General features: G+C 62.5%; 24 protein-coding genes. 8 read left to right on the top strand and 16 right to left on the bottom strand.

What is annotated here, in order from left to right; translation table 11 throughout:
• Positions 1-66 precede the first annotated feature (66 nt).
• The 7 genes from QOV41_RS04065 to QOV41_RS04035 all read right to left on the bottom strand — a co-directional run bounded on the left by QOV41_RS04065 (position 67) and on the right by QOV41_RS04035 (position 6,723).
• Complete coding sequence (locus QOV41_RS04065) at positions 67-1,728, bottom strand: MGH1-like glycoside hydrolase domain-containing protein (protein ID WP_284579708.1); 1,662 nt, start codon at positions 1,726-1,728, stop codon at positions 67-69.
• A gap of 232 nt (positions 1,729-1,960) precedes the next feature.
• On the bottom strand, positions 1,961-2,530 hold the full coding sequence (locus QOV41_RS04060) for a hypothetical protein (RefSeq protein ID WP_284579707.1): 570 nt from the start codon (positions 2,528-2,530) through the stop codon (positions 1,961-1,963).
• Positions 2,531-2,633: 103 nt separating this feature from the next.
• A complete protein-coding gene (locus tag QOV41_RS04055) occupies positions 2,634-2,798 on the bottom strand; it encodes a hypothetical protein (protein WP_284579705.1) in 165 nt (54 codons plus the stop codon).
• A gap of 501 nt (positions 2,799-3,299) precedes the next feature.
• Positions 3,300-3,686, bottom strand: coding sequence for an SPW repeat domain-containing protein (locus QOV41_RS04050; RefSeq protein ID WP_284579704.1), 387 nt, complete (start codon positions 3,684-3,686; stop codon positions 3,300-3,302).
• A gap of 80 nt (positions 3,687-3,766) precedes the next feature.
• Positions 3,767-4,024, bottom strand: coding sequence for a DUF6894 family protein (locus QOV41_RS04045; RefSeq protein ID WP_284579702.1), 258 nt, complete (start codon positions 4,022-4,024; stop codon positions 3,767-3,769).
• A gap of 129 nt (positions 4,025-4,153) precedes the next feature.
• Complete coding sequence (locus QOV41_RS04040; RefSeq protein WP_284579700.1) at positions 4,154-5,536, bottom strand: HD-GYP domain-containing protein; 1,383 nt, start codon at positions 5,534-5,536, stop codon at positions 4,154-4,156.
• 77 nt (positions 5,537-5,613) lie between these two features.
• On the bottom strand, positions 5,614-6,723 hold the full coding sequence (locus QOV41_RS04035; protein WP_284579699.1) for an AI-2E family transporter: 1,110 nt from the start codon (positions 6,721-6,723) through the stop codon (positions 5,614-5,616).
• A gap of 354 nt (positions 6,724-7,077) precedes the next feature.
• On the opposite strand from QOV41_RS04035, the gene QOV41_RS04030 reads away from it, so the two are divergent.
• The gene (locus QOV41_RS04030; protein ID WP_284579697.1) at positions 7,078-7,983 is read left to right on the top strand and encodes a lytic transglycosylase domain-containing protein; all 906 of its coding nucleotides are present in this window, start codon (positions 7,078-7,080) and stop codon (positions 7,981-7,983) included.
• A 76-nt stretch (positions 7,984-8,059) separates the two neighbouring features.
• Positions 8,060-9,094, top strand: coding sequence for a LacI family transcriptional regulator (locus QOV41_RS04025; protein WP_284579696.1), 1,035 nt, complete (start codon positions 8,060-8,062; stop codon positions 9,092-9,094).
• Between the two features lie 57 nt (positions 9,095-9,151).
• Here QOV41_RS04025 and QOV41_RS04020 read toward each other — a convergent pair whose 3' ends face one another.
• Positions 9,152-10,360 carry a PRC-barrel domain-containing protein gene (locus QOV41_RS04020; RefSeq protein WP_284579694.1) on the bottom strand — a complete coding sequence of 403 codons (1,209 nt, stop codon included), beginning with the start codon at positions 10,358-10,360 and terminating at the stop codon, positions 9,152-9,154.
• Positions 10,361-11,057: 697 nt separating this feature from the next.
• Between QOV41_RS04020 and QOV41_RS04015 the strand changes: the two genes are divergently transcribed.
• The 5 genes from QOV41_RS04015 (at position 11,058) to QOV41_RS03995 (ending at position 15,057) form a co-directional block, all read left to right on the top strand.
• On the top strand, positions 11,058-11,261 hold the full coding sequence (locus QOV41_RS04015; RefSeq protein ID WP_284579693.1) for a hypothetical protein: 204 nt from the start codon (positions 11,058-11,060) through the stop codon (positions 11,259-11,261).
• A 21-nt stretch (positions 11,262-11,282) separates the two neighbouring features.
• A complete protein-coding gene (locus tag QOV41_RS04010; protein WP_284579691.1) occupies positions 11,283-11,504 on the top strand; it encodes a DUF2934 domain-containing protein in 222 nt (73 codons plus the stop codon).
• Between the two features lie 111 nt (positions 11,505-11,615).
• Positions 11,616-13,508 (top strand): PAS domain S-box protein, encoded by a 1,893-nt coding sequence (locus tag QOV41_RS04005; RefSeq protein WP_284579689.1) that lies wholly within the window; start codon positions 11,616-11,618, stop codon positions 13,506-13,508.
• A complete protein-coding gene (locus QOV41_RS04000) occupies positions 13,505-13,876 on the top strand; it encodes a response regulator (RefSeq protein WP_284579688.1) in 372 nt (123 codons plus the stop codon). The genes QOV41_RS04005 and QOV41_RS04000 overlap by 4 nt, the downstream gene beginning before the upstream one ends.
• 251 nt (positions 13,877-14,127) lie before the next feature.
• Positions 14,128-15,057, top strand: coding sequence for an IS110 family RNA-guided transposase (locus tag QOV41_RS03995; protein ID WP_284579686.1), 930 nt, complete (start codon positions 14,128-14,130; stop codon positions 15,055-15,057).
• A gap of 128 nt (positions 15,058-15,185) precedes the next feature.
• Here the strand turns inward: QOV41_RS03995 and QOV41_RS03990 are convergent, their stop codons facing one another.
• Positions 15,186-16,190 carry an SDR family oxidoreductase gene (locus QOV41_RS03990; RefSeq protein WP_284579684.1) on the bottom strand — a complete coding sequence of 335 codons (1,005 nt, stop codon included), beginning with the start codon at positions 16,188-16,190 and terminating at the stop codon, positions 15,186-15,188.
• A 67-nt stretch (positions 16,191-16,257) separates the two neighbouring features.
• Entirely contained in the window at positions 16,258-16,848 is a 591-nt protein-coding gene (locus QOV41_RS03985; protein ID WP_284579683.1) for a DUF6969 family protein, read from the bottom strand.
• A 51-nt stretch (positions 16,849-16,899) separates the two neighbouring features.
• Between QOV41_RS03985 and QOV41_RS03980 the strand changes: the two genes are divergently transcribed.
• The gene (locus tag QOV41_RS03980) at positions 16,900-17,271 is read left to right on the top strand and encodes a hypothetical protein (RefSeq protein ID WP_284579682.1); all 372 of its coding nucleotides are present in this window, start codon (positions 16,900-16,902) and stop codon (positions 17,269-17,271) included.
• Positions 17,272-17,338: 67 nt separating this feature from the next.
• Here the strand turns inward: QOV41_RS03980 and QOV41_RS03975 are convergent, their stop codons facing one another.
• The 6 genes from QOV41_RS03975 to QOV41_RS03950 form a co-directional block, all read right to left on the bottom strand.
• Positions 17,339-18,553: a YeeE/YedE family protein gene (locus QOV41_RS03975; protein WP_284579680.1), complete on the bottom strand. Its 1,215-nt coding sequence runs from the start codon at positions 18,551-18,553 to the stop codon at positions 17,339-17,341.
• Between the two features lie 95 nt (positions 18,554-18,648).
• On the bottom strand, positions 18,649-19,551 hold the full coding sequence (locus QOV41_RS03970; protein ID WP_284579679.1) for a sulfurtransferase: 903 nt from the start codon (positions 19,549-19,551) through the stop codon (positions 18,649-18,651).
• 143 nt (positions 19,552-19,694) lie between these two features.
• Positions 19,695-20,615: an ABC transporter ATP-binding protein gene (locus QOV41_RS03965; protein WP_284579678.1), complete on the bottom strand. Its 921-nt coding sequence runs from the start codon at positions 20,613-20,615 to the stop codon at positions 19,695-19,697.
• Complete coding sequence (locus tag QOV41_RS03960; RefSeq protein ID WP_284579676.1) at positions 20,612-21,652, bottom strand: ABC transporter ATP-binding protein; 1,041 nt, start codon at positions 21,650-21,652, stop codon at positions 20,612-20,614. Before QOV41_RS03960 ends, QOV41_RS03965 begins: the two co-directional genes overlap by 4 nt.
• An 85-nt stretch (positions 21,653-21,737) precedes the next feature.
• On the bottom strand, positions 21,738-22,595 hold the full coding sequence (locus QOV41_RS03955) for an ABC transporter permease (protein ID WP_284579674.1): 858 nt from the start codon (positions 22,593-22,595) through the stop codon (positions 21,738-21,740).
• A 4-nt stretch (positions 22,596-22,599) separates the two neighbouring features.
• On the bottom strand, positions 22,600-23,604 hold the full coding sequence (locus QOV41_RS03950) for an ABC transporter permease (RefSeq protein ID WP_284579672.1): 1,005 nt from the start codon (positions 23,602-23,604) through the stop codon (positions 22,600-22,602).
• Between the last annotated feature and the right edge of the window lie 42 nt (positions 23,605-23,646).

The raw sequence follows: 23,646 nt of genomic DNA, 5'->3' as shown, positions 1-23,646 counted from the left end.
CCAACCGGCGAAAGCTCGCCGGAAGTCGTCTTTGTCGTTGGCCGGCGCATGGCGCTAGCCTCTTGTTTAAAGCTGCGCCGAGTAAGTCGGTGCAACCAAACCAGTCGCCGCTAGCGGCGAAAATTCTTGACCATCGAACCTATGCTCCTCGTTGGCGGCAAGGGTGAAGGGGAACGAGCCCGTGGCGGTCTCCAGCATCCCGCTGATGATGTTGACGCTCATGCCCACAATGCCGCGCAGATTGCCGGCCCGATCGGTGATGACGCGAATGCCCTTGGGCGCGCGGAACAGCAATTGACCGTCACGATATGCCGTTACCTGCTCGCGCGTGTTGCAGAGTTCGAAGCGGATGCCGTCTACGACGCGGCTATAGGCGGTCTCATGGGCAGCATCGCGGTGATCGACCTGATAGGGCACGAGCCCAGTGAACCACAGCGTGCCGTCTGGCCGCGGCTGCACGCCACAGAGCCGCTCCACGAAATCGAGGAGGCAGAGGATCGAGGGCGAATAGACTTCGGTAAACCCCTGCTGCCCCGTGAAGGGATCAAGGCATTGCGGGAACTGCGTGGACTTCGCCAGCGCCGAGATGACCGGATAAAGCATCCAGGTCATCTCCACATGGCGCCCATGAGCCTCGAAGGCGTGTGCGGCGCGGATCAGCGACAGGAAGTTGGTCGGACCGCACCAGCTATTGTGCTGATAGTCCCGATCGAAGCGGGGATCGTCAAGCGCTAGCGAGGTGAAGGGATATTTGGCGAAGAACTTCGCCGTATTGAGCAGATAACGCTCGAGCGCTTGCGCGAAAAGAGCATCGTCGCCAACTTCGCAGGCCAGGACGCGCAACAGCACGTCGGATTGCACCCGCACTAGGCGCCCGTTGCGGTCGCGGTCATAAAAGAAGCCGTCGGTCTCGTCATAGCACTGTTCGAACAGCGCGGCGATGCTGGCCTCGGCTTTGCCCCGCCAAGGCTCACCATCCTCACCCAGTTCATCGGCCATCCGGGCGAGATAGGCACGGCCACAGGCGACGGTCGCGGTTAGATCCGGCGCGATAAAGGGCAGGATGGGATTGTCCGGATTGTAGCGCGCCGGGTCATTGTTGAATGGCGAATCCGGCACGTGCCAGAACCGCGCGGAAAGATCATGGCCGGTATCGAAGGTGCAAAAGGCCTCGACCGCGCCGGTGCCGCGGGTATCGCGATTCTGCGCCAGCCACTCATCGTAGCGAGCGAGCGCCTCGTACATCGTTCGGAGGAAGGTCTTGTCGCGACCGTTGAGGCAGTAATGGGTCCAGACCGAGCGGGCCGGCGGCGTCACTAGCTGAATCTGAGAGAACACCTCGCCATTGGCGGTGATCTTGTAGGGCAGTAGTCCATCGGCCCGCTGCAGCTTGGCGAAGGCGCCGAACGTCTCCTGCGCCACCGATGGAATGAACCGCGAGAGCAGTTCGGCATTGATGGTGCCGGTGCTTTCAAGCCAACAGCCGTAATAAATGCCGCCTTCCTGGAGGATCGGCGGAAGCCCGGCGGTCGGCTTGATGCAGGCAATGAGTTCGCGCACGGCATCGTAGTAGCGGGCCTCGAGCGCTTCATGCGTGCTGGTAAAAGCGACCCCTGACGCAGCGAAATCCGCCAGGAGCGCATGGTCCTCAACCTTCGCGTCCTCCCCTAAGGAGGCGCAACGGCGGAGATCAATGGTACGCAGCTCGTCGAGCAGGTTTCGTGTCATGGCCCCGGATCACATCTTCTGCGCCTCTGCCCTCTTCGCGGGGCATTGCGACGCTTGCAGCAGCTTCAGACGTCACTGACGTCAGGCCGGCTAGGCAACTTGTATGGTAGATTGGCTGCCCGGTGTCAATGCAGCCAAAGACGATCAGGTGCTCACATGTGAGCGACGCTGTTCATAAAGAAAGGGCTCCGGTGCATCACCGAAGCCCTCCAAAATTTTTGTCGCGAGATGACTAGCTGTTGTCGCGGTCGTCGACATAAACGACCAGCATGCCGTCCGCGTTAGTGCGAACCGCAACGACGTCCTCTGCGGTGAAGTCACCTTCGGCTTCCAGCGAGCTGACGATTGCCTCGTTGTCGCTGATGCTGGTGTGCAGGGCACTCATCGCCTCGGCATTGGCGTCCAGAGCGGCGTCAATATCGACATTGCCGGTCTCCGCGTCACCTTCAAGCTCGGACAGAAGCATGATGACGATATCATCTTCTTCGATCAGATCGAACTCCACCTGACCGGAGGTCTGGATGCCGGCGAGTGCGGCCTCGTAGGAGTTGTCGGAAAACTCTTCCGTGCCGACGCTCATGGCGCCTCCTGCATCCATTGCAGTGGAACCGGCAGCGTCCATCACGCCTGCGCCAGTATCTGCATCCATAGCCCCGCCGGCGCTCACGTCGGCATCCATGGCAGGAGTTTCAACGCTGGTGTTGGCATCCGTGCTGGTCGTCGCGCTTGCGTCCTGGGCAAAGCTCGGCATGGCCGTGGTGGCGAAGAGCGCAGCAGTCGTGACGATAAGTGTCTTTTTCATGTTTCACTCCTTGGAGTTATCCCCGTTGGTGTGGGGTCACAACGGTTCGCGGGGCGGCCCGTTGCTGGTTTATCCTTGGATAGGGTTGGAAGAACCGGGCTTATTAGTCGTAGGTATCTTCGTTGGCGCCGGCCCCGCGCGGGCCTTCTGCTCCGGGCAGATCCTGCTGGTCGGTGGTGTCGCGCCCCCGGTCCTTTTCGCGTGCCGGGCTACGATCCTCGCCCGTTTTGGTTTGCCGCTTCGCGTCGTCCTGTTGCTTGCTGGTCATGCTCATCTCCATGTCTCTCTGACGAAACGCACGCGCCGGGCAATGGTGTCGCCAACTGCTCTGGAAAATGCGCGGAAAGGCAAGCCTCAGCCGATTGAGACATCGAGGCGACGCTGTCTTGGGCTACGCACTTGCCGCCTTAGTGTCATAGGCGGTTGGTGCCACAAGACGTCCTGACCCGCCTCAGCGGCAAGTTGATCGACTGGCAGGGTGCGGGGGCGAACCCACTCACTCCGCTTGTGAGTCATCCCGGATCGCCGTCGACCAGAATGAGCATGGTTGCGACCACCAAGCCGCCTACAGCCAACATCGTAAACAACATCGGAGCCTCCACCAGAGTTAGGCTCCTCAAACGTAACTCCCCCGACACCGATCCATGTTGCTGAGGAAGAGCATCCATGAACCGGCCGATGGGAACTATTTCTCAGCCCTACGGGGCCAACAGCCGCCCAAAAAGGCAACACCCCATCATAAGGACGGGGTGTTCTTCAGTCTGGCAGCTTAGCGGTTCGCGGTGTGAACTGTGCCCCCACCCGCCTCATCATAGGGGGAGTGCTTCTGAGACAGGAGCGCAATGCCGATTTCGGCGATGCCTAGAACAAGATGTGGCAACCACATCACTTCCGCAAAGCCGAAGAGCCAGGGCGAGACTGCCAGCACGACACCGACCAGGACGTCGGCACCGATATGGATCGGCATCGGGATCACCTTGGCGACGCTGAGCTCATATTTGGTGATGAGGCTGGTGATCAGCACCACCACGCCCAGCAGCACTGGCGTCCAGAATGCCGCCGCGCTGAGAGCGCCGAAGTCAAAGAGAAAGGGTACGATGATGAGCGCGGCGCCCATCACGTAGTCGATAACACCATGCGTCCGTGTATTGATCATTGCTAAACCCTCATGTTCGACCAAGAACACAAGGAATGTTGATCGGAACCACAGAGTTCCCCGGCCCCGCTGGGATCTCGCTACAGCGCTTCGCCCTTAGGCGCCTCGGCTTCTTCGCCGGTGTAAGGCTCTGCCGCATAGGGTACCCGCGCGACGACCACGCGCCCCTCGTCCTCGATCTCAAAGCACCCCGCAACAGCGTCAGGCGAAAGTGCGATAGCCGCCTCTGCAGCGTAGCTGGCTTCATCCAGCGCCGCATGCAGCGACTCCAGCTTCATGCCCTCGATATCGATTTCGAGGCCCTCTTGGCTGCGCAAATTAAAAAAGTACCGAGGCACGATCGAAACTCCTAAAGCTCTGCGCAGCTCCAGTCCGTCCGCGCGAGATGCGAACGTTGGGAGGTGAACCCAGTTCCGGGCAAGTAGATCACAACTTCGCAGGACCCTTGGGTCCGGCATGCCACCGGTTCAACTCGCCAGCCTTTCGAATGGATCGGCCGTAGCCTCGCCGTCCTCCAGCTTTGCCAGTGCGCGCTCCAGCGCCGCAAGGCACGCCGGATCGAAGGCGGTATCCAGATCGGCCCGCATGATGTCCAGCGCAGCACCTGAAGTCATGGCCGCACGGTAAGGCCGATCTGCTGTCAGCGCGTCGAACACATCTGCCACCGAAACGATCCGGGTCTCCAGGGGAATATCAGCGCCGGCAAGTCCCCGCGGATAGCCGCGCCCATCGAGCCGCTCGTGGTGGCCGCCTCCGATATGCGCCAGATCCTTGAACACCGGGACGCGCCGCAGGATCTCCTCGGAGAGCTCTGGATGGCGGCGAACCTCCTGCCACTCACTCTCGGCAAGCTTGCCGTTCTTGTCCAGAATAGAGTTGGAGACGCCCAGCTTGCCGATGTCGTGCAGAAGCGCCCCACGTTGCAGCCAGCGCCGCCGCTCGAGGGACAGCCCGTACTCCCCGGCGATCAGGTCGGCATAGACAGCCACCCGCTCGGAATGTCCGGAGGTGAAGGGGCTCTTCGAGTCGACGATCTGCGCAAAGGCGCGGGCGATGTCGTCGAGATAATCGTCATCGATTGGTTGGGAATGCGGCGGCTCCTGCTCGATCAGGCGCTGTTCAAGGCCAGGAGCGGCCAGGTCTTTCCAGAACGTGTCGGTAGCAAGCCCCTGAAAAACCCGGACTACGTCCGGATCGAACCATGTCCCGGAACGCTGTTGCACTTCGGCCAAAGTTGCTTCGGGGCCCGAGGAAGTGTGGAACACATCGACCACCTGCGCCAGCAGTGCAATGCGCGCATAAATTGGGATCTGCAAGCCGGCCAACTGATCGGGCCGTCCCTTTCCATCCCAATGCTCGTCCAGCGCGTGAATGCCATCGCTTACGCCCACGGGAAAGCGGAGGTGCGCCGCGATGGCAGCGCCGCGATGACACCGTGTGCGGATCAGGTCATCGACGATCACGCCACCATTCTTAAGAATGTTGAACGTGGCGCGGAGGCGCTCCGCCAGCCCAGCCCCGAGCCCAGTATGCGAAAAAACGAAGCTCAGCACCTGAGGCAGGCTGTCGCCCATGGTCTTGAAATCGCGCTTGAAGCTCAAATCATCGGAGAGGTAGAGCTCGCAAATGCGTGCGGCATTGCTCGAGCAGCCCAAATCCTTGAGCATGACAGTGTAGTAGAGCTCCCACAGCTCTCTCTCGGAGAGATCAAGCGCCCGCCCCAGCTGCAGCCCGATCCAGGTGGCCCGCACGCTGTGGCCGACCGGTTGGCCTTCCGTCAGGTCCAGCGCATAGCTCATCGCGCCGAGCAATTCGGAGAGATGAACCTGATCTGGCGGCTTGACGGGCATGGAAAACTCGCGCGGGTTTCCCTTAATAGGCCAACAGGAACGTGAATCTTTGGTGCACGCGCCCTAGGGCGGCGGCGCTACTCCTTGGTGAGCGGCGCCTGGGCGAGCGCCGCGTCCTCATGCTCCGCCTCGTCTTCGTCTTCGCCGGGAAGCGCCACATCCTCGTCGAGCCCATCGCGCACATAGAGCTTGGTCGTCAGCACCATTGCAGCCACGGTCAGAGGGGTGCCGAAGATAACGCCGACAGGCCCAAACAGCATGCCAAAGGCCAGTATGGAAAAAAGGCCGAGCGCTGGCGGCAAGTCGACGGCGCGGCGTTGTACCAGCGGCACGATGATGCTGCCTTCTAGCTGCTGGATCAGCACGTAAGCCCCCAAAACCCAAAACACCATCTGGTCGCCCTCACCCAGCGCGATCAGCAGGGCTGGAACAGCCGCCAGGACCGGTCCGATAAAGGGAATGAACTCGAGCACCCCCGCAATCAGCCCCAGCGAGAGCGCCGATGGCATGCCCAGGGCGAACATCGCGGCGCCGGTGGCTACGCCCACCAGCACCATGACGGCCAGTTGTCCAATCAACCAGAGCTTCAGCGCCCGGGTCGTCGCATCCACGGCATCGCCGGCCTGCTCGCGCCGGCTCGGCGGCACGAGCTTGAGAAAGCCGGACCGATAAGGCTCGGGAGCAATGGCCAGATATATTCCCGCCACCAACACCAGCAGAATGGCTGCTCCGGCTCCAGCAAGGCTGAAAACCCCATCACCCACCCACTGCATAATGCCCGCACCCTCGAGGAACTCCTGCGCGCGCGCCAGCAGTTCCCCTTGGAGGTCGGCAATCCCGATCCGTTCGCCCAGATTGTCGATGAGGTCGGGCAGGCGATCGGCGAAATTGCCAAACTGCTCGAGGATCTGCGCGCCCAGCAGCACGGCAAACCCGCCGATGGCGACGGCCCAGACCACGCCTGTGATTGCCAGGGCAAAGGGTATGCTGATCGGCGTATGATGCTCCAAAAGGTCGGCGAGGCTGCGGAAGATCAGCGCCACGATGGCCGCCGCGAACACCAGCAGCAGCGCGTAGGATACCTGCCAGGCCAGCATGCAGGCGATCCAGATCGCCGCAAAGGCAGTTGCCAGGCGAAAAGCGTCACTCCAGGTGATGCGTTTTATTTGGTGGTTGGGCCGCCTCATCGGTGTGCCCCCAATAGATTCGGCAAAACGGCGCGTGAACTACTTCCCTGCCCACTTGCTTTGAGATCGCTGAATTCGAAATACAAATTTACCAACCGCCTGCTCCACGGGCGATTGTTCCTGTCACCGTGCTCACCAATGTGGCTTGCTCTGGTGGCGCCCTTGGGCATCCCAACGGCGCCTTGAGCGCTTCAGTTCCGGCGCTTGGCCGCAGTTCGGATCGCCCGCAAAAACGCTCGATTGTGCCGGGCGCGGAAATAACCGCCCCGGCTGATTGAACATCACTGCCCCGTGGCGAGTTATTCAATACAAATCCCTGATGCACATGAAAAAGTTGAGCTGCTCGTGATCCGAATGATCTCACTTAGCTGGCTGCTGGTGCTTGCAGTCCTGCTCTTGCCCGGATCGGCTCGAGCGCAGGGGGACAGCGCGGACCCAAGCTCATGTTACGGATTGGGCGGCCAACAGGTTTGCATCACGCAGGCCGATTACCGCGCTGATGTTTGCGCTGCGATCGCCACCTATGCGCGCTACTGGAGCCTGCCGGAAGGGTTCTTCGCCCGTCTCATTTGGCAGGAGAGCCGCTTTGACCCTGCGGCGTTGAGCCCTGCCGGTGCCCAGGGCATCGCGCAGTTCATTCCCAGCACGGCGCGGCTGCGGAACCTGGCCAACCCGTTCGATCCCGCCGAAGCCTTGGCACGCTCGGCGGAGTATTTGCACTTTCTGGAAGAGAGATTTGGCAATCTCGGCCTTGCGGCCGCGGCTTATAATGGCGGCGAGGGTCGCATTGGCCGCTATGTGACCAATGACGGCGGCGCGCTGCCACTCGAGACCCGCAACTATGTGATGATCGTTACCGGGCATCCGGTCGATCAATGGCTCGCCGATCCGCCAGGAGATGTCGACTACACGCTGGACCGGAATACCGACTTCCAGGCCGCTTGCCTCGATATGGCTCAGTCGGTCCGTGCGCCCGATCTCACAACGAGCCCGGCGCAATGGCAACCCTGGGGCGTGCTGATAGCCCAGAATGCATCCGCCGACCTTGCCCGCGCCCGCTTTGATCAGGCCCAGGCGCAGTTCGGCGGCGTGCTGGGCACCGAACAACTCATGCTCATTACCGTGCGCAATCCTAATTTTGGCAATCGCCTCCGGTTTTCCGCCATGGTGGGGCGGCAAAGCCGCGGCAAGGCCGCTGCGTTGTGCGACCAATTGCTTGCTGCCGGTGGCAATTGCATCGTACAGAAAAACGAGCCCTAGCGCACCGGCCCGCATTGGCGGGTTCCCGTTTGCTGCGACTGCGCTATAGATTGGCGCAAGCACCAGCAGCGAGCGCATGAGCAAAAAGACCACGCCGAACCCCGCGGGACCAGCCGACAGCAATAAGCGGGTGACTTTGCGCACCCTGGCGGAGGTGACCGGTCTCAGCCTGTCGACAGTATCCCTGTCGCTGCGCGGCGGCGCCTCGCTCAAGCAGGAGACGCGCGACAAGGTTCAGGCTGCCGCCGAGGCGCTGGGCTACGTGCCCGATCGTGCTGGGGTGCGCCTGCGCACCGGCAAAACCAATGTCATTGCGCTGGTACTCGATGGCGCCGAGAACTCCATAGATTTCGCTCGCCAGATGATCCAGGGTATCGGGGCCGCCATCAAGGGCACGCGCTACCATCTCACAGTCATCCCGGAATTCGAACGCGAGGTCTCGACCGATACCGTACGCTACATCCTCGACAATCGTGCAGCCGACGGTGTCATCCTGACCCACACCGCTCCGCTTGATCCGCGTGTCCAAATGCTGATCGAGGCCGGCCTGCCGTTTGTCAGCCATGGCCGTACTGAATTTGCCACACCCCACCCTTTCCACGATTTCCATTCGGAGATCTTCGCCAGCTCTGCGGTGCAACGGCTGGCTAGCCAAGGGGCAAAAAACCTTATGTTGGTGATCGGCAACGACCGAACCACCAATTACCGCAACATCGTAACCAGCTTTGAGAGCGCGGCCGCAGCAGCAGGCGTGAGGACCAGCATTCTGGATGGCTCCGCCAAGAGCCATGCGGAATTGCGCCAACTTGGCCTCGATCAGGGGGCTTCAGGGCAGTTCCCCGACGGGATCATCTGCGACAACGAAATGCGCACGATTGCGCTCGCCAGCGGTCTTCAGGAAGCGGGCCTCGCCCTGAGCAAGGATGTTCGCATCATCTACAAACAGACTTCGGGCATCCTGCCGACGCTCTTTCCGGCCATGGACAGCATTGGCGAGGACATCTTCGCTGCGGGCAGCGCACTGACCAATCTTCTTCTCAAGCGGATCGATGGGGTGTCGCCTGACCAGCTGCAAACCCTCAGTGCCCCCATGCTGCACTGGCGCAGCTGACGCACAAAAAGCCCCGCGGCGGTGCCGCGGGGCCAATTTCATGTATCTACTCGATGCTTAGAGCGTGCCGATCTCGACACGGTCGGTAGCACCAAGCGGCTGGGCACCGGCTGGGTCAAACTCAGTGACCGTACCGAGCTGCTGCTCAGTAAGACCACGGAAGACCAGCTCACCGTTCTGAACCGAGATGTTCTCGAGCGGCAGGCCTGCTTCGCCCTGCATGCCGAAGGCGCTGCCATCGGTCACGACGACGTAGTAGGTGCCGCCCTGGTCAACGACGCGGTCTACGCTACCGAGTGCCTGACCACTGACCGTGGTGAGGTTGCGGCCGGCGAGGTCGCTGGCATTGTACTGCATCATCTGACCGGCTTCCACTTCCTCCTGGACGAGGAGAACGGCATACATTTCAGTGTCGGCAGTACCCGTTGCCATGGCGCCGCCTTCGACAGCTGCACCCTGCTCGAACTGGACGTCGGCTTCACCGCTCTGGTTGAAGCGGATTTCCGGCTCGCCGACCTGCTCGACCTGAATGTTCGGCTCGGCAGCTTCATAGGAGATCACGGGCTCGCCGCTCTCAACCGCCACCTGCGGGGCGCCGCTATCTTCCAGATAGACCTGCGGTGCGGCCTGATCCACATCGATAGTGGCCTCGGCTGGCGAAGTCGCCTGATCCGTCAGGGCAACCTGTGCTTCGGGCTGCTCAACCGTAACCTGCGGCTGTGCCTGGACGACATCCACCTGAGGCTGCGGATTGGTTACAGCGATATCGGGCTCGGGCATACGGACGATGATCTGCGGCTGCGGCTGATCGATGGTGATGATCGGCTGCGGCACTTCCACCAGCACGTTCGGCGGCGCCTGACGGACGATGATTTCCGGCTGACCCTGGTTCACTCGAACGCTTGGCTCAGGGTTGGTCACGGACACCTGCGGTGCGGCCTGGTCAACGCTGACATTGGGATCAGGCTGCGTCACGACGATGCGGGCAGCTGCGGTCGCATCGACCTCACCGGTGTTGCCCAGTGCTGCTGTAGCCTCTTCGTAGTAGACGAGGCAACGCTCGGCATCACCAGCGTCGATCAGAGCCTGCGACTCCTCGATCCACTCTGGGCGCAGCTCGTTGCGGTTCTCTTCGTTCAGCGTCAGGAGAGCCTCACAGGCCTCTGCTGCGGTGATTGCGGGGGCCGCCTGGCCATAGGCGATCGGAGTCATAACGGTCGCACCGACCATGCTCGCTATCAGCGCTGGCATGAACTTTTTAGTCATTGGGCGTTCCTTTCTTTTTCTGCATTGAACGGCAGCCCGAAGGCGGCCTTAGCGCGGCCACGCCAGGTGGGCGACCGATCAGGCCGAGCCGGAAACCCGGCCGGCAAGAGTGATTTCCGTGCAGGAGACTGGCGCAGCCGGCCTCCCACTGGGACAATTGCTAACGAGCGTCGGAGGCATGGTCGTTGCCACCCTCCAAGGCGCTTACTGGCATAGGGCAGGATCTGACCCGCCCATCCCCTTCGCTCCGTGCCTGCGCCCCGCATTTGGGACGAAAGCGCTCGATAACGAACGAGCCAATGCATCCAAGGACCATCGACCCAGAGCGGCCCTGGGACCGCTCTCTGCCAGCTTGAAGCCATGACCTCTCGCTGTGCACCCCGTCCCAACGACCAGTAACGGCCACGGTTCCGCCCAGATCGATTTATTTGCCCTTTCAAAGCTTCAAGGTAGAAGCTCGGCGCAACTACTTAAAACTTTATTGTTTTCGAGTCATCGGCAAGTAACCGGCTCCTCGTTCAGAAACGTAGAACACACGGGCATTTAGCCGCGCTACGGGCAGAGGGGGAGCGCCACTGCGGATACATCTATGTTAAGCAACGAACGGTCCCGTGACTTGTTATGTGCTGAATGACGCGCGCATGAGCCTTCCGCCCTCTGGCGAGCGCGCAGGAGCCATACCCACGGAGGTCCCTTCATGAACTTCCCCCCACGCGATCCCAGCCCCTCCATGCCGCACGACCCTGACGAGACCGGTCCCATCCCGCCCATCCTCGAGCCCGGCCCGCGACCAAACCCGGGCGAAACCCCCGTCAAATCACCGGTCCCCGATCCAAACCCCACCAAGATGCCCGACACGCCGACGACGCCCGAGCGGCGTCCCTTCCCAGACTCGGTCTGAGGCATTCCAAGGAGAAGACCCATGGACAACGGCAATCGCGATCAGGACCACGAGTGGATCCGGCAGCGCGCCTATGAATTCTGGGAGCTTGAGGGCCGCCCCGCAGGCAAGCACGAGGAGCATTGGCGGCGCGCCGCCGAGCAGCACGAAGCGGAGCGAGGTGGAGGAGAGACCCCCGTCAGGGGCGAAGTGCCGGGCCTTGAACCCTTCGAGACCATGACCAATCAGGACAGCACCGATTAACACAACCCCCTGATGCCGGGCGGCCACCGGCCGTGCGCGCGACGGTTTTCGCTGTTGCCATGCCGACAGGTGCCGAGGACAATGCTCGGCCAAAAACCGGAAGCAGCGGCCATGGCTGACCTCGAGCAGATGATCAAGCGCCAGCAGGTGCTCGCCCAGTTCGGCGAGTTCACCCTGGGCAACGAAGATCTAGATGCGGTGCTCACCGAAGCCTGCCGCCTGGTCGCCGAGGCCTTGGGAACAGATCGCTCCAAGATCCTCGAAATCTCGGCCGATCAGAGCTTTCTTCTGGTCCGCGCCGGCGTGGGCTGGTCGCCAGGGATCGTGGGACATTTGCGACTGGCTCTGGATGAGAGCACGTCCGAATCTTTTTCCATTCAACAGGGGCAGCCGGTCGTTTCTCAGGATATCACCAAGGAGGAGCGCTTCGTCATCCCCGAATTCATGCGCCGAGCGGGTGTAACGGCCCTGGTCAATGTCCCAATCTACCTGCCGGGTGGCCGGCTCTATGGTCTGCTGCAGGTCGATGCTCTGGAGCCGCGCGAGTTTGGCAGCCAGGACACCGAGTTCCTGCGAACCTACGCCGCCCTGCTGGGCCCGGTGATCGATCGGCTGCTTAAGGTGGCCGAGCTCAACACCAGCGGGCAGCAGTTTCAGCTGGTTGTCGACAAGGTCCGCGATCACGCCATCTTCCTGAGCGATCCACAAGATCGCATCACCCATTGGTTCGCGGGCGCCGAAGCAGTCTTCGGCTGGACCGCCGAGGAGGCGGTGGGCCAGAGCGGCGCCATCCTCTTTGTTCCCGAAGATCTCGAGCGCGGCGAGCATGCCCGCGAAATCCAGACGGCGCGCGAGCACGGCACGGCGCCCGATATCCGGTGGCATCTCTGCAAGAATGGCAACCGCGTCTTTATTGAGGGTTCTGTCACGGCCCTGCGAGGCCTCGACGGAGCGTTGCGCGGCTTCGCCAAAATGGGTCAGGACGTTACCGAAAGGCGGCAGCGCGAACAGGCGCTGCGCGAAAGCGAAGAGCGCTTTCGCCAGTTCGGCGAGGCGTCTTCGGACGTCCTGTGGATTCGCAACGCCCAAACGCTGGACCTTGTCTATATCAGCCCTGCTGTCGAGCAGGTCTATGGCATCAGTACGCAGGCCATTGAAGGCCGCAACAGCATCGATGTCTGGCTATCGCTGATCCTGCCCAAGGACCAGGAGCCCGTCATGAGCAATCTCCGGCGCATTCAGGCCGGCGAGCAGATCTCCCAGGAGTTCCGCATTCGCCGCCCCAGCGATGGCGAGGTGCGCTGGATCCGCGACACTGGATTCTTCATCCCCGGCGCGCAGGGCGGTGTCGGCGGCATTGGCCGCGATATCACTGGCGAAAAACGCGCAGCCGACCGCATGGAAGTGATGGTCGCCGAACTCCAGCACCGCACCCGCAATCTGTTGGGCGTCGTGCGCTCGATCATCAGCCAGACTGTGCGCACCAGCAAATCGTTGGAGGGCTTTGGCGATCAGATCAACCAGCGGCTGGGGGCCCTCTCGCGCGTTCAGGGCCTCCTTTCGCGCGCCAATCAGGAACCGATCACCATCGGGGCGGTAATCCGCGCTGAACTCGATGCCTTGGGCGCGCTCGAATTGACCGATCGGGTAGTCATCTCCGGTCCCCGCGTGCGCCTGCGCAATTCCGCGGTCCAGACCCTCGCGCTCGCCATTCACGAACTGGCCACCAATGCACGCAAATACGGCGCGCTCAGCAATGATCACGGTCGGCTGGAAGCAACATGGAGCACTTACGAGAAGGAGCATCGCGCATTTCTGCTGCTGGAATGGCGCGAGGACGGGGTGACCGGAACCGCCGAACCCGTGGCCGTTTCCACCGGCTATGGCCGCACCCTCCTTGAAAAGGCCCTGCCCTATAGCCTGGGCGCGGAAACCAGCTTCGAACTCACCGCCACGCAACTTCGTTGCACGGTCAACCTGCCATTGGACGGAGACATGGAATGACCAACCCGCTCGACGCCCTTAAGGGCCGCCGCATTCTGGTGGTCGAAGACGATTTCTTCATGGTTGCCGACCTGCTGCGGGAGTTGGAGCAAGCCGGTGTGGAGGTTGTCGGCCCCGCCCCTTCTGTCGCTAAGGCGACCCACATCCTGGAACAGGAGGCGCCCCTCGACGCCGCCATCCTCGATCTCAATGTGCAGGGCGAAATGGTCTTCCCCTTTGCCGATCTCCTGCTTGAGCGCAACGTGCCCTTCGTATTCCTCACCGGCTATGATCGCGACGTGATCCCCACCCGTTTTTCCACCATCAAGCGCTGCGAGAAACCACTGGAACTGCCGCCTTTGGCGGCCGCTCTGTTCGGTCGCAGTTAGCCCCACCCTTGCAGGGCATTGCCGCAGGTGGGCCGGCCAACCCACGACGCGGCAGGGTCACCCCCACCTAGCCTTGTAACTTGACGTCGCCGTTGCATGACCGATCATCAGGTGCGGTGAGGCGCAGCAGGACGGACCTATCCTGGGTGTTTGAGCGCGTGGGGGAGAGAGTTTCGCTGCGCCTTGATCCCTTGATCCCGAACAGTCGCTTGGGCCGCTCAGCGAGCCCGTTTGCGCAAGGAAGGGACATTATGGAGATCACCGTCGGCATTGATGTGAGCAAGAAGCGGCTGGATGTGTATGTGCACCCTGAGGGCACGCTGTTCAGCCTGGACAATGACGAGACAGGCCTGACCATGCTGGTTGATCGGCTTGGTTTTATCCAGCCCGATTGCGTCGGCATGGAAGCCACGGGCGGCTACGAGAAGCTGGCGGCGGCCGGTCTGGCGCAGGCCGGGTTGCCGGTGGTGGTGATCAATCCCGCCCAGATCCGCCACTATGCCAAGGCCGTTGGCATGCGCGCCAAGAACGACAGCATCGATGCGCGCATGATCGCCCTGTTCGTGGCGGCTACCGAACCGGAGCCGCGCGCGCTGGTGGACCACGAGACAGCGGCCCTGGCGGAGCTGATGGCCAGAAGACGCCAACTGGTGGCAATGCTGGTGGCCGAGAAGAACCGGCAGGGCCAGCTACCGCCAGGCAAGGCCCGGCTGAGCGTGGTGCGCATCATCGCCGCCCTCAATGGGGAGTTGGCACAGCTTGACAGCGATCTGGGCGGGCTCATCGAGCAAAGCCCGGTCTGGCGCGACAAGCAGGACCTGCTCGCCTCGGTTCCCGGCATCGGGGACAAGATCGCCCGCGCCCTGCTGGCTGACCTGCCTGAGCTGGGTCAGTTGGACCGGCGGGCCATCGCCGCCCTGGCGGGACTGGCCCCGTTCACCCGCCAATCGGGCCAATGGCGCGGCAAGAGCTTTATCAGCGGCGGGCGCGCGGCTCCGCGTTCAGCCTTGTTCATGGGCGCCATGGTGGCGGCCCGCCACAACACCACGCTCAAAGCGTTCTACCAGCGACTTGTCGACGCCGGCAAACCCAAACGCGTCGCCATCATCGCAACCGCAAGAAAACTCCTCACCATCCTGAACGCCATCATCCGAGACAAAAAACCGTGGCAAAACGCTTGACCAACAAGACAGTCGCTCCCCCTCAAGAAGGGGGAGGAACACCTCCACTCCTGCTAAGACTCTTCCACGCGCTCGATGCATCCCCTCCCCCCGGGGGGGAGGGCTAGGGTGGGGGTCGGCCCAGCCTTCTACCGCAGTCGCCGCGCAGCACTGGCCGCCAGCGCGCCCAGCCCCGCTGCAGCCGCGATCCCCGCGACCGCCACCGCCACGCGGATCTGGGTAGGATCGAACGCCATCACCTCGGCCTTGGCCTGCTCGTCGAACACCCCATGCGTCTCGGCCAGTTGCGGCACTGGCTCGAACAGATTGTCCCGACGTTCCGGCGAGATCGGATCGTCGGTCATCTGCCCTTCATAGGCCTTCTCGGCCATCATCTTGTCGAGCCGCTCGGGCGCTACCATCGTGCCCAGTATGGCTTCCAGCGTTGGCTTGCCCACCCAGACTTCCCGCGGCGCTTGATACGCAGCATGGACAATCTCTTCGGCCACCGCTTCGGGCTGGAAAATGGGGGGAACCGGCATCGGCTGCTGGTCCAGATGCGTTCGGGCCCAGCTGAACTGGGGCGTGTTCATCGCTGGCAGTTGCACCATAGTCAGCCGGATTCGGCTTCCCTGATGTTCCAATTCGCTGCGCAGGCTATCGGTAAAGCCGCGCACCGCGGCCTTGGCTCCGCAATAGGCCGACTGCAGGGGGATAGAGCGATAGGCCAGGGCCGAACCGATCTGCACGATGGTGCCACGGTCACGCGGGCGCATATGCTTGAGCGCCGCCATGGTGCCGTGCACCTGCCCGAGATAGGTCACGTCAGTGACGCGCTTGAACTCTTGGGGCGTCACATCGTCGAACTCGGAAAAGACCGTTACCATGGCGTTGTTGATCCAAAGATCGATCGATCCCCATTCCGCCTTTACCTGCTGGGCTGCCGCAAATACTGCGTCGGCATCGGCAACATCGGCCGGCAGCGCCAAGGCCATTCCGCCAGCCGCTTCGACGGCCCGGCGCGCCTCGTCGAGTCCTTCGCGGCCGCGGGCGATCAAGCCCACCTTGAAGCCGCGCCGGCCCAGCGCAATCGCAATTGCCCGGCCGACCCCCGCTGAGGCCCCGGTTACCACCGCTACCTTGTCGTGCCGCATGCTGCCCTCCTCCGAAATGTCCGTTCGGTGGGGCAACGGGTCTTGTCAGCCAGAGTTCCGGCGCCGGCTAGCTGCGCGTCGGCAGGAGGTATTCTGAGGTGACTTCGAGAGCTCTGTCTTCCCGCACCTTTTGCCCCCCGGGCGCGACGTGATGCTCCAGCGTCTGATCGCGCTGCCGGATCAGATCTTCGATCTCGCCCTCATAGGCGCGGAAAATAGCACTGATCCAGCGGTTCACGAGATAGGAGGGCTGGGGCATCTGCATGTCGAACCGCGCGAGCAAGCCGATGCTCGCTTCCGCATCCAGCCAGTCGTCGCCCACCACCCACTGGTTGACCGTAAAGAGGCGCAGCGGACGCCCATAGGCGTCCACCCCGATAGCGGCCAGATGGTGGATGGGGCCGGTCGCACCCTCGGGCCGGAGGAAGCAATGGAAGTGGCCATGCTCCACCTGTACTTCGTGGGTGGGATGACAATGATAGAACCACTGCGCGCCGCTCGCGGGATCGAACACATCGCCCGGCGGATAATGATCCCAGGCGGTGATCTGGTCGACGTCGCGGAAGGTCTCGGAGAGGACGTTCCGTCCTCCCTTGGCGAGGATCGCCTCGCAAAACACGATCTCCTGCAGCGCCTGCTCCCGGTCCGCCGCGCTCATATCGGCGCGCCTCCTGGCGGCAGCGGCGCTGGCGGCGGTGGGGGTGCCTTCTTGGTAGCCTCGGGAAGTGGCGCTGGCGGTGGCGGTGGCGCCTTTTTCGTCTCGGTCGGCAGGGGCGCCGGCGGCGGTGGCGCGGCCCGCAGTTCGGGCTCCGCGGCCGGCAATGGTGCCGGTGGGGGTGGCGGCGCTGCCTTGGATGCAGCACCGGCTGCGGGTGGGGCAGCGGGTGGAGGAGGCGGCGGCGCCTTTGGGGCTCCGGCCGCGCAAGGCGCGCCCGCAGCACAGGGTGCGGTTGGCACTACCGGCGCGCCCGCCGCACAGGGCGCGCCCGCTGCACACGGCGCACCTGCGGCGCATGGCGCGCCGCCAGCTGCAGCCGTGGCCACGGCGGGCGTTGCCCGCGGCACCGGATGGGTCAGATGATCGGCTGCGATACCCACGGTGGCAGCCGCTAGGGCGGCACCAAAAAGAACTGTGTTGCGCGCGCTACTCATTTTTTGGCGAACCCATCCAGACCAAACAGCGGCCGCATCCAAATACCCGCCAGCGACCCCACGAATGCGCTGGCAAACCAGAGCCAGCCATGCAGGCTCCCCGAGGCGATGCCACTGAAAAGCGCACCGATATTGCAGCCAAACGAAAGACGAGCGCCATAGCCCATCAGGAGCCCACCGACGGCAGCCGCGACTATGGAGCCCAGCGGAATCTTGACCTTGGGCGCAAACTTACCGGCTAAGCTCGCCGCCAGGCCCGCACCCAGAATGATGCCGAAATTCATCACCGAGGTGGTGTCGGCCAGGACACTGCTTTGCAGCGCTGTTGCTTGCGCCGGCCAGGTCCAGAACTCCCACTGCGCCACCGGAAGGCCCACGGCATCTGCAATCTTGGCGCCCCAGAGGCCAAAGCCATAGGTGATCGACCAAGGGTGTCCCGCCAGAAGGAGCGTCGCGATGTTGAGGATTGCCAGCACCAGGCCCGCGCCCACCACCGGCCAGGGTCCATAAAGCAGCCAGCTCCAGCCCGGCCGCGCCGGTTCTGCTTCGCGCTCGAGATTGCCATGCACGCGCCGCTCGATCAGCGCCGTAACTGCCGCGACGAGGCCCAGGCCCGCCAATGTCACCAGCACTGCCGGTCCGACGCCGATCTGCTGGCCGATACTGATGGCGGGCGACGAGGGCTGCTCCAGCCACCAGGGCAGATGGGCTGTGCCGACCACCGCGCCGACGATAAAGAAGGCCAGCGTCACCAGCATGCGCGAGGATCCCCCGCCCACGGTAAAGAGCGTGCCCGAGCCACAGCCGCCGCCCAATTGCATGCCCAAACCGAAAATGGCCGCGCCGATCATAACGGAAAGGCCCACTGGCGCCAGCGCGCCCACTAGACCCTGCCCGCCCAAGCTGCCTGCCGAGAGGAGCGGGATCATCGCCACGGCGGTGACGGCAATCATCAGCATCTGCGCCCGCATGCCCCGGCCACGGCGTTCCACCACCATGCGACGCCAGCCGCCGGTGAAACCGAACGAACCATGATAGAGCGCGGCACCCAGTCCGCCACCCACGAGAAACAGCGCACCCTGCCGCAAATCGACAAGGCGGGAAATGACGAGGAAACCGAACAACAGCGCCCCGGCTGCCACCAGCATGGGCGCCCGGTCGATATTGACAGCAGGAAGATAGCTGGGACGCCCCAGGGATATGTCACTCATTGGATCAGCCGTAAAAGGGTCAATGCTTCAAAGAAATTGGGCCGCGGCGCCCCAGGGTGCCGCAGCCCGATCGTTCGGGAAAGAGGGTCGAGGGCTTATTCGACCGGACGCGACGGATCGGCCGTCCACTCGGCCATCGAGCCGTCATACATGCTGGTGTTCTTGTTGCCTTGCACTTCGCTGAGGGCAAACCAGGCGACCGACGCCCAGTGACCGGTATTGCAGAAGACGATGTTCTCTTCGTCGGCACCCAGGTTCACCGCCTGCGTCAGCGCGGCAACTGTCTCGGGCTCCGCGAACATGGCGTATTCGGCGCTATAAAGTTTGCTGTGCTCGATATTGACCGAACCGGGGATGGTGCCGGCCGTGGCCACTACCGGGCTCTTGGACTGCCCCTGATACTGCTCGACCGGACGGCCGTCGACTAAAGCAACGCCCTCGTCCAGCGCCGCCACCACATCCTCGGTCGTCGCGAGCAACTCGTCCTGCAACTCGTAGGTGAACTCGGCGGCAACGGGCTGCGCCGGCTCGGCCGCACGGGCGCCGCCCTGCGCGTCATACTGGCGCCAGCCACCATCGAGGATCGAAACCTCCTCATGGCCGAGATATTTGAATGTCCAGTAGACACGGGTGGCGCCACCGAACTCGCTGGAATCGGTACCCCAGGGCACGATCACCACATGGTCGTCATTGTCGACGCCGAGATTACCGATGAGTTCCACGATCTGTTCAATCGGCGGCAGCATGCCCGGCACACCATCGACTTCCGTGCGCCAGCCAGCCGAGCCGTAGGGGGCGACCACCGCATTGGCGATATAGGGCTCGGTGCCGAGATCGGTGCCCTCGATGTCGTCGCGAATATCGAGGATGACGACATTCTCGTCGCCGGCATTGACCTTTAGCCACTCCGCATCAACCAGCGGCTGCACTTGCCCCTGGGCGAGGGCCGGCGCGGAAAAGGCGAGGGTCACCGCCGCGGCGAAGATCGCATTGCGCATCAAACTACTCCTGGAAACTTGGTTGGGCACAATGTGGAGTTTTCGCCGCACCAATGCGAGGATTCAAAACGCGAAATGCTGCCCCGCCCGACAAAGTCTTGCGCCATCGCTATCCCGGCGGAGAACGCCTTTGCTGTGCCCGCTCAAGCCGCCTCGTAGACCCGCACCGCGCGCCCATCGGGCCGCTCGACGAGCTTGCCCGGCCGCCCCATCAGCGCATTGGCCGTCTCCACCATGGTGGGGTCGGTCGCGAGCTTGCCCGCCCCCGCATCCTCGCTCGACAGCACGCTCGCCTTGAGGAGCCGCGAATAGGGATGCTCGGGATTGTCCAGCACCGTCCGCGCATCGCCCATCTCAACGATCCGCCCGCGCTGCATGATGATCAGCCGGTCCGAGATGTAATAGGCCGTCGCCAGGTCATGGGTGATGTAGATCACCGAGACCCCCAGATCGTCGCGCAGGCTGCGCAAAAGATTGACGATGCTCATGCGCAAGGACGCATCCACCATCGACACCGGCTCGTCGGCGACCAGGAGCGGCGGATTGGGGATGAGCGCCCGCGCAATGGCCGCGCGCTGCAATTGCCCGCCGCTCATTTCATGGGGATAGCGCCCCCGCACTTCCGCCAGGCTCAGCCCGACCTTTTGGAGGGCCTCGTCCATGGCGCGGTCAACCCCTGCCCGGTCGCGCAGCCCCAGAAACTGCCGCGCGGTGGAGTCGAGATACCGATCCACGCGCTTGAGTGGATTGAATGCCTCGAACGGGTTCTGAAACACTGGCTGCACATTGGCCATGAATTCGAGCCGCTCCTTGCGGCCCACCCGATGGCTCACCGTCTTGCCGCGAAAGCTGATCTCGCCACTCGTGGGCAGTTCCAGCCCCAGGATCATGCGTGCCAGGGTCGTCTTGCCCGAGCCGCTCTCCCCGATAATGGTGAAGATCTCGGGCTTCTCCGCCGAAAGGCTGATCGTGGCGTCCTGCACCGCATGCACCGCCCGGCGCGAGAACAGCCCGCCCATGCCGAAGGTTTTGCTAACATTGCGAACATCAAGAAGCGTGCTCATGCCACGGTCTCCAAAGGCTTGGCCGGTTCGGTGAGCGGTCGCACGTCCTGCCAGCGCCAGCAGGCGGTGCGGTGATCGGGCGCTACGGTCTCGAGCGGCGGCGATTTCTCGCGGCAGATATCGATGGCCAGTGGACAGCGGGGATTAAACCGGCAGCCCTGCGGTGGATCGGCGAGATTGGGCGGCCGCCCCTCCAGCGCAGGGCGCTGCTTGGTGTCGCCAATGCGCGGCAGGCTCGCCACCAGATGGGCCGTATAGGGGTGCTTGGGCGCGAAGAACATCTGCCGCGTCGGCCCCTCCTCCACCAGCCGCCCTGCATAGATGATGCCTACCCGGTCGGCCATGTTGGCATGCACGCTCATGTCGTGTGTCACGAAGACGACCGAGGAGCCCATATCCTGCTGGATTTCGCGGATCAGCCCCAGCACTTCCTTTTGCACCACCACGTCGAGTGCCGTGGTCGGCTCGTCGGCGATGATAAATTCGGGGTGGCACACGGTCGCGAGCCCAATGGTCACGCGCTGCCGCATGCCGCCCGACAATTCGTGCGGATAGGATCGGAGGACGTCGGCAGGCAGTTTCAGCCGTTCGAGATGGTTCACCACCCGGTCGCGAAACGCGGCGCCCTTGAGCCCCAGCGGCCGCATGGCGAAATCCTCAAAGGTCTTGCCGATCTTGCGCACCGGGTTGAGCACGCTCATCGAGCCCTGCATGATGTAGCTGAGATGGCTCCAGCGCACCGCCTCAATCTGCTGGGGCGTGGCATCGGCCACATCGATCGGATGCCCGGCGAAGTCGAACTTCACCGAACCATCCACAATCCGCATCGGCGGCCGGATAGCGGCTGCTAGCACCTTGATGAAGCTGGTCTTGCCCGAGGAACTTTCCCCGGCAATGCCATACACCTCGTTCCGCCGGACGGTCATGGTGATGTCGTCGACGGCCCGCACTTCGCGCTGCACGCCGAAATAGTTCATCTGGTAATAGGCCTTAAGGCCCTCCACCGTCAGGATGGGCTTGCCACTGTCTTGGGTCATACGTTGAACTCTCCGCAAGCTCGGTGCGACACCTCCCCCCTTATGGAGGAGGCCGGCAGGGGGGCGTGGACGTAGGGGTGCATCATCATGCCCCCATTCGCCGCAGCCGGCTGCGCGGGTCGATATATTCGTTCATGCTCACCGCCAGCAGGAACAGGCCCAAGAAAGTCAGCACGATCAGGATCACCGGGATCATGATCCACCACCACACGCCAACCACCATCGCCGAGTGGTTGTTGGCCCAGTAGAGCGCCGTGCCGACGGTAGGAATATTGAGGTTGGTGAAGCCCAACACAGCCAGGGTTACCTCGAGTCCGATCGACCAGATCATGTTGGCCATCGCCGTCGAGAAGATGATCGGCATCACGTAAGGCAAGTGCTCTTCCATCATGATCTTCCGCGCCGGCATACCCGCAAAGACCGCATGGCGCGTAAACTCGCGGTGCCTTAGGCCGAGGGCCACCGAGCGGATCAGTCGTGCATCGAATGGCCATCCGAAGCTCGCCATTACCAATGCGAGAGTGAATGTGTCCAAGTTGCTGCGTAGGACGAAGTAGAACAGAACCAGTATCGGAAAAATGGGGATGGCTACAAAGATGTCGTTGATGAACATCAGCACGCGGTCAACCCAGCCGCCGAGATACCCAGCCGCAAGACCGACAACTATCGAAATGACGCGCGAAAGGACAGCAACTGTAAGGCCGAAGCTCAGCGTGTTTCTGAGCGCAAATGTCATCTGCCAGAAGAGATCCTGCCCGCGCGAATTGGTGCCAAACCAATACTGCGTACTAGGCGGCTGGTCAGGGATAGCGACGTAGATCAGCGTCGGGTCTACTGGCGAGACATAGCTCAAGAGCGCAAACAGAACGACACCACTGACGAGAACAACTCCGACAGCGAATTCAATATTGTAGCGGATAAGGTCGCGAAAAACTGAGAACATCGGACTACTCCGCACGGACGCGAGGATCGAGCACAGGATGCAGCAGGTCTATGATGAAGATAGCGGTTGCGACCGCAACAACCGAAATGCAGGACACAGCTAGGACTAGAGTTGTATCGCCGCCATTCACCGCTCGGATAAGCAATGTGCCGAGCCCCGGATATGCGAACACCTGCTCGGTGATGATCGTGCCCGAGAAAATGCCTCCCAATGCCATCGCCAACGCTGTGAGTTGGGGCACAAAGGCGTTTCGCATAACGTAGGAGGAAACGATCCTACCTTGCTCCACGCCGGCCAGCTCGGCATAGGTCACATAGTCTTCCGTGATGATGTTGGAGACCAGGGCCCGCATTCCGAAAAACCAGGTGCCCATGCCCACCAGTACCAGCGAGCTTGCCGGCAGGATTGCATGATGAAGAACGGATGAGACGTATTCAAAAGTGAGCCCAGGCCGGACATTCATGGAAAATCCGCCGGCAATGGGCAGCACCGGCCATAAATAGCCGAAGATGACGACCATAAGAAACGCCACGATGTAATAGGGGATCGGCTGAATGCCCACAGCAAAGATGCCGACGGCCTTGAGAAAGCGTGAGTTCTGGTAATAGCCGGCAAGGCCTCCCAGGACATTGCCAAGTATCCAGGTAAGAACCACCGCGACCGAAAGCAGGCCTACCGTCCAGGGCAGTGCTAACATGATCAACTCGATCGCCGGTGTGGGGTAGGCAATCAGTGAAGGGCCGAAATCGCCGGTCAGCAGGCGCGCCCAGAAGTTGACGTATTGTTCCCAGACGGGAACATCGAGCCCGAAAAGTTGCGTATAGGTTTCGCGCAGGGACTGGATCGCCGTCGGGCTCATCGATGCCCGGTTCGTAACCCGCGCGATGATCGTTTCGACAGGGCTGATCGGGCTGAGCTTGGCGATTACGAAGGCAAGGGACGTGCCCGCGAAGATCACGGCTGCGAGTTGAAGAAGGCGCTTGAGCGCAAAAAACAGGTAGCCTGCCATCGGCTGGTTCTATCCCCGGTCACTCACCTCGGCGTCATTGAA

The organism is Devosia sp. RR2S18 (assembly GCF_030177755.1).
In the GTDB taxonomy this organism is placed as follows: Bacteria; Pseudomonadota; Alphaproteobacteria; order Rhizobiales; family Devosiaceae; genus Devosia; species Devosia rhizosphaerae.
Note: the sequence above shows the minus strand (reverse complement) of the source record. Positions and strands in the feature narration are given on the sequence as shown.

Bases quoted from the DNA above. Each gene is read 5' to 3' on its own strand.
- QOV41_RS04065 (WP_284579708.1), bottom strand. From the start codon at position 1,728: ATGACACGAAACCTGCTCGACGAGCTGCGTACCATTGATCTCCGCCGT.
- QOV41_RS03970 (WP_284579679.1), bottom strand. From the start codon at position 19,551: ATGCGCAATGCGATCTTCGCCGCGGCGGTGACCCTCGCCTTTTCCGCG.
- QOV41_RS03985 (WP_284579683.1), bottom strand. From the start codon at position 16,848: ATGAGCGCGGCGGACCGGGAGCAGGCGCTGCAGGAGATCGTGTTTTGC.
- QOV41_RS04025 (WP_284579696.1), top strand. From the start codon at position 8,060: ATGAGCAAAAAGACCACGCCGAACCCCGCGGGACCAGCCGACAGCAAT.
- QOV41_RS03995 (WP_284579686.1), top strand. From the start codon at position 14,128: ATGGAGATCACCGTCGGCATTGATGTGAGCAAGAAGCGGCTGGATGTG.
- QOV41_RS04000 (WP_284579688.1), top strand. From the start codon at position 13,505: ATGACCAACCCGCTCGACGCCCTTAAGGGCCGCCGCATTCTGGTGGTC.
- QOV41_RS03975 (WP_284579680.1), bottom strand. From the start codon at position 18,553: ATGAGTGACATATCCCTGGGGCGTCCCAGCTATCTTCCTGCTGTCAAT.
- QOV41_RS04010 (WP_284579691.1), top strand. From the start codon at position 11,283: ATGGACAACGGCAATCGCGATCAGGACCACGAGTGGATCCGGCAGCGC.
- QOV41_RS04015 (WP_284579693.1), top strand. From the start codon at position 11,058: ATGAACTTCCCCCCACGCGATCCCAGCCCCTCCATGCCGCACGACCCT.
- QOV41_RS03955 (WP_284579674.1), bottom strand. From the start codon at position 22,595: ATGTTCTCAGTTTTTCGCGACCTTATCCGCTACAATATTGAATTCGCT.
- QOV41_RS03960 (WP_284579676.1), bottom strand. From the start codon at position 21,652: ATGACCCAAGACAGTGGCAAGCCCATCCTGACGGTGGAGGGCCTTAAG.
- QOV41_RS03950 (WP_284579672.1), bottom strand. From the start codon at position 23,604: ATGGCAGGCTACCTGTTTTTTGCGCTCAAGCGCCTTCTTCAACTCGCA.
- QOV41_RS04040 (WP_284579700.1), bottom strand. From the start codon at position 5,536: ATGCCCGTCAAGCCGCCAGATCAGGTTCATCTCTCCGAATTGCTCGGC.
- QOV41_RS03965 (WP_284579678.1), bottom strand. From the start codon at position 20,615: ATGAGCACGCTTCTTGATGTTCGCAATGTTAGCAAAACCTTCGGCATG.
- QOV41_RS04035 (WP_284579699.1), bottom strand. From the start codon at position 6,723: ATGAGGCGGCCCAACCACCAAATAAAACGCATCACCTGGAGTGACGCT.
- QOV41_RS04030 (WP_284579697.1), top strand. From the start codon at position 7,078: ATGATCTCACTTAGCTGGCTGCTGGTGCTTGCAGTCCTGCTCTTGCCC.
- QOV41_RS04020 (WP_284579694.1), bottom strand. From the start codon at position 10,360: ATGACTAAAAAGTTCATGCCAGCGCTGATAGCGAGCATGGTCGGTGCG.
- QOV41_RS04060 (WP_284579707.1), bottom strand. From the start codon at position 2,530: ATGAAAAAGACACTTATCGTCACGACTGCTGCGCTCTTCGCCACCACG.
- QOV41_RS04050 (WP_284579704.1), bottom strand. From the start codon at position 3,686: ATGATCAATACACGGACGCATGGTGTTATCGACTACGTGATGGGCGCC.
- QOV41_RS03990 (WP_284579684.1), bottom strand. From the start codon at position 16,190: ATGCGGCACGACAAGGTAGCGGTGGTAACCGGGGCCTCAGCGGGGGTC.
- QOV41_RS04005 (WP_284579689.1), top strand. From the start codon at position 11,616: ATGGCTGACCTCGAGCAGATGATCAAGCGCCAGCAGGTGCTCGCCCAG.
- QOV41_RS04055 (WP_284579705.1), bottom strand. From the start codon at position 2,798: ATGACCAGCAAGCAACAGGACGACGCGAAGCGGCAAACCAAAACGGGC.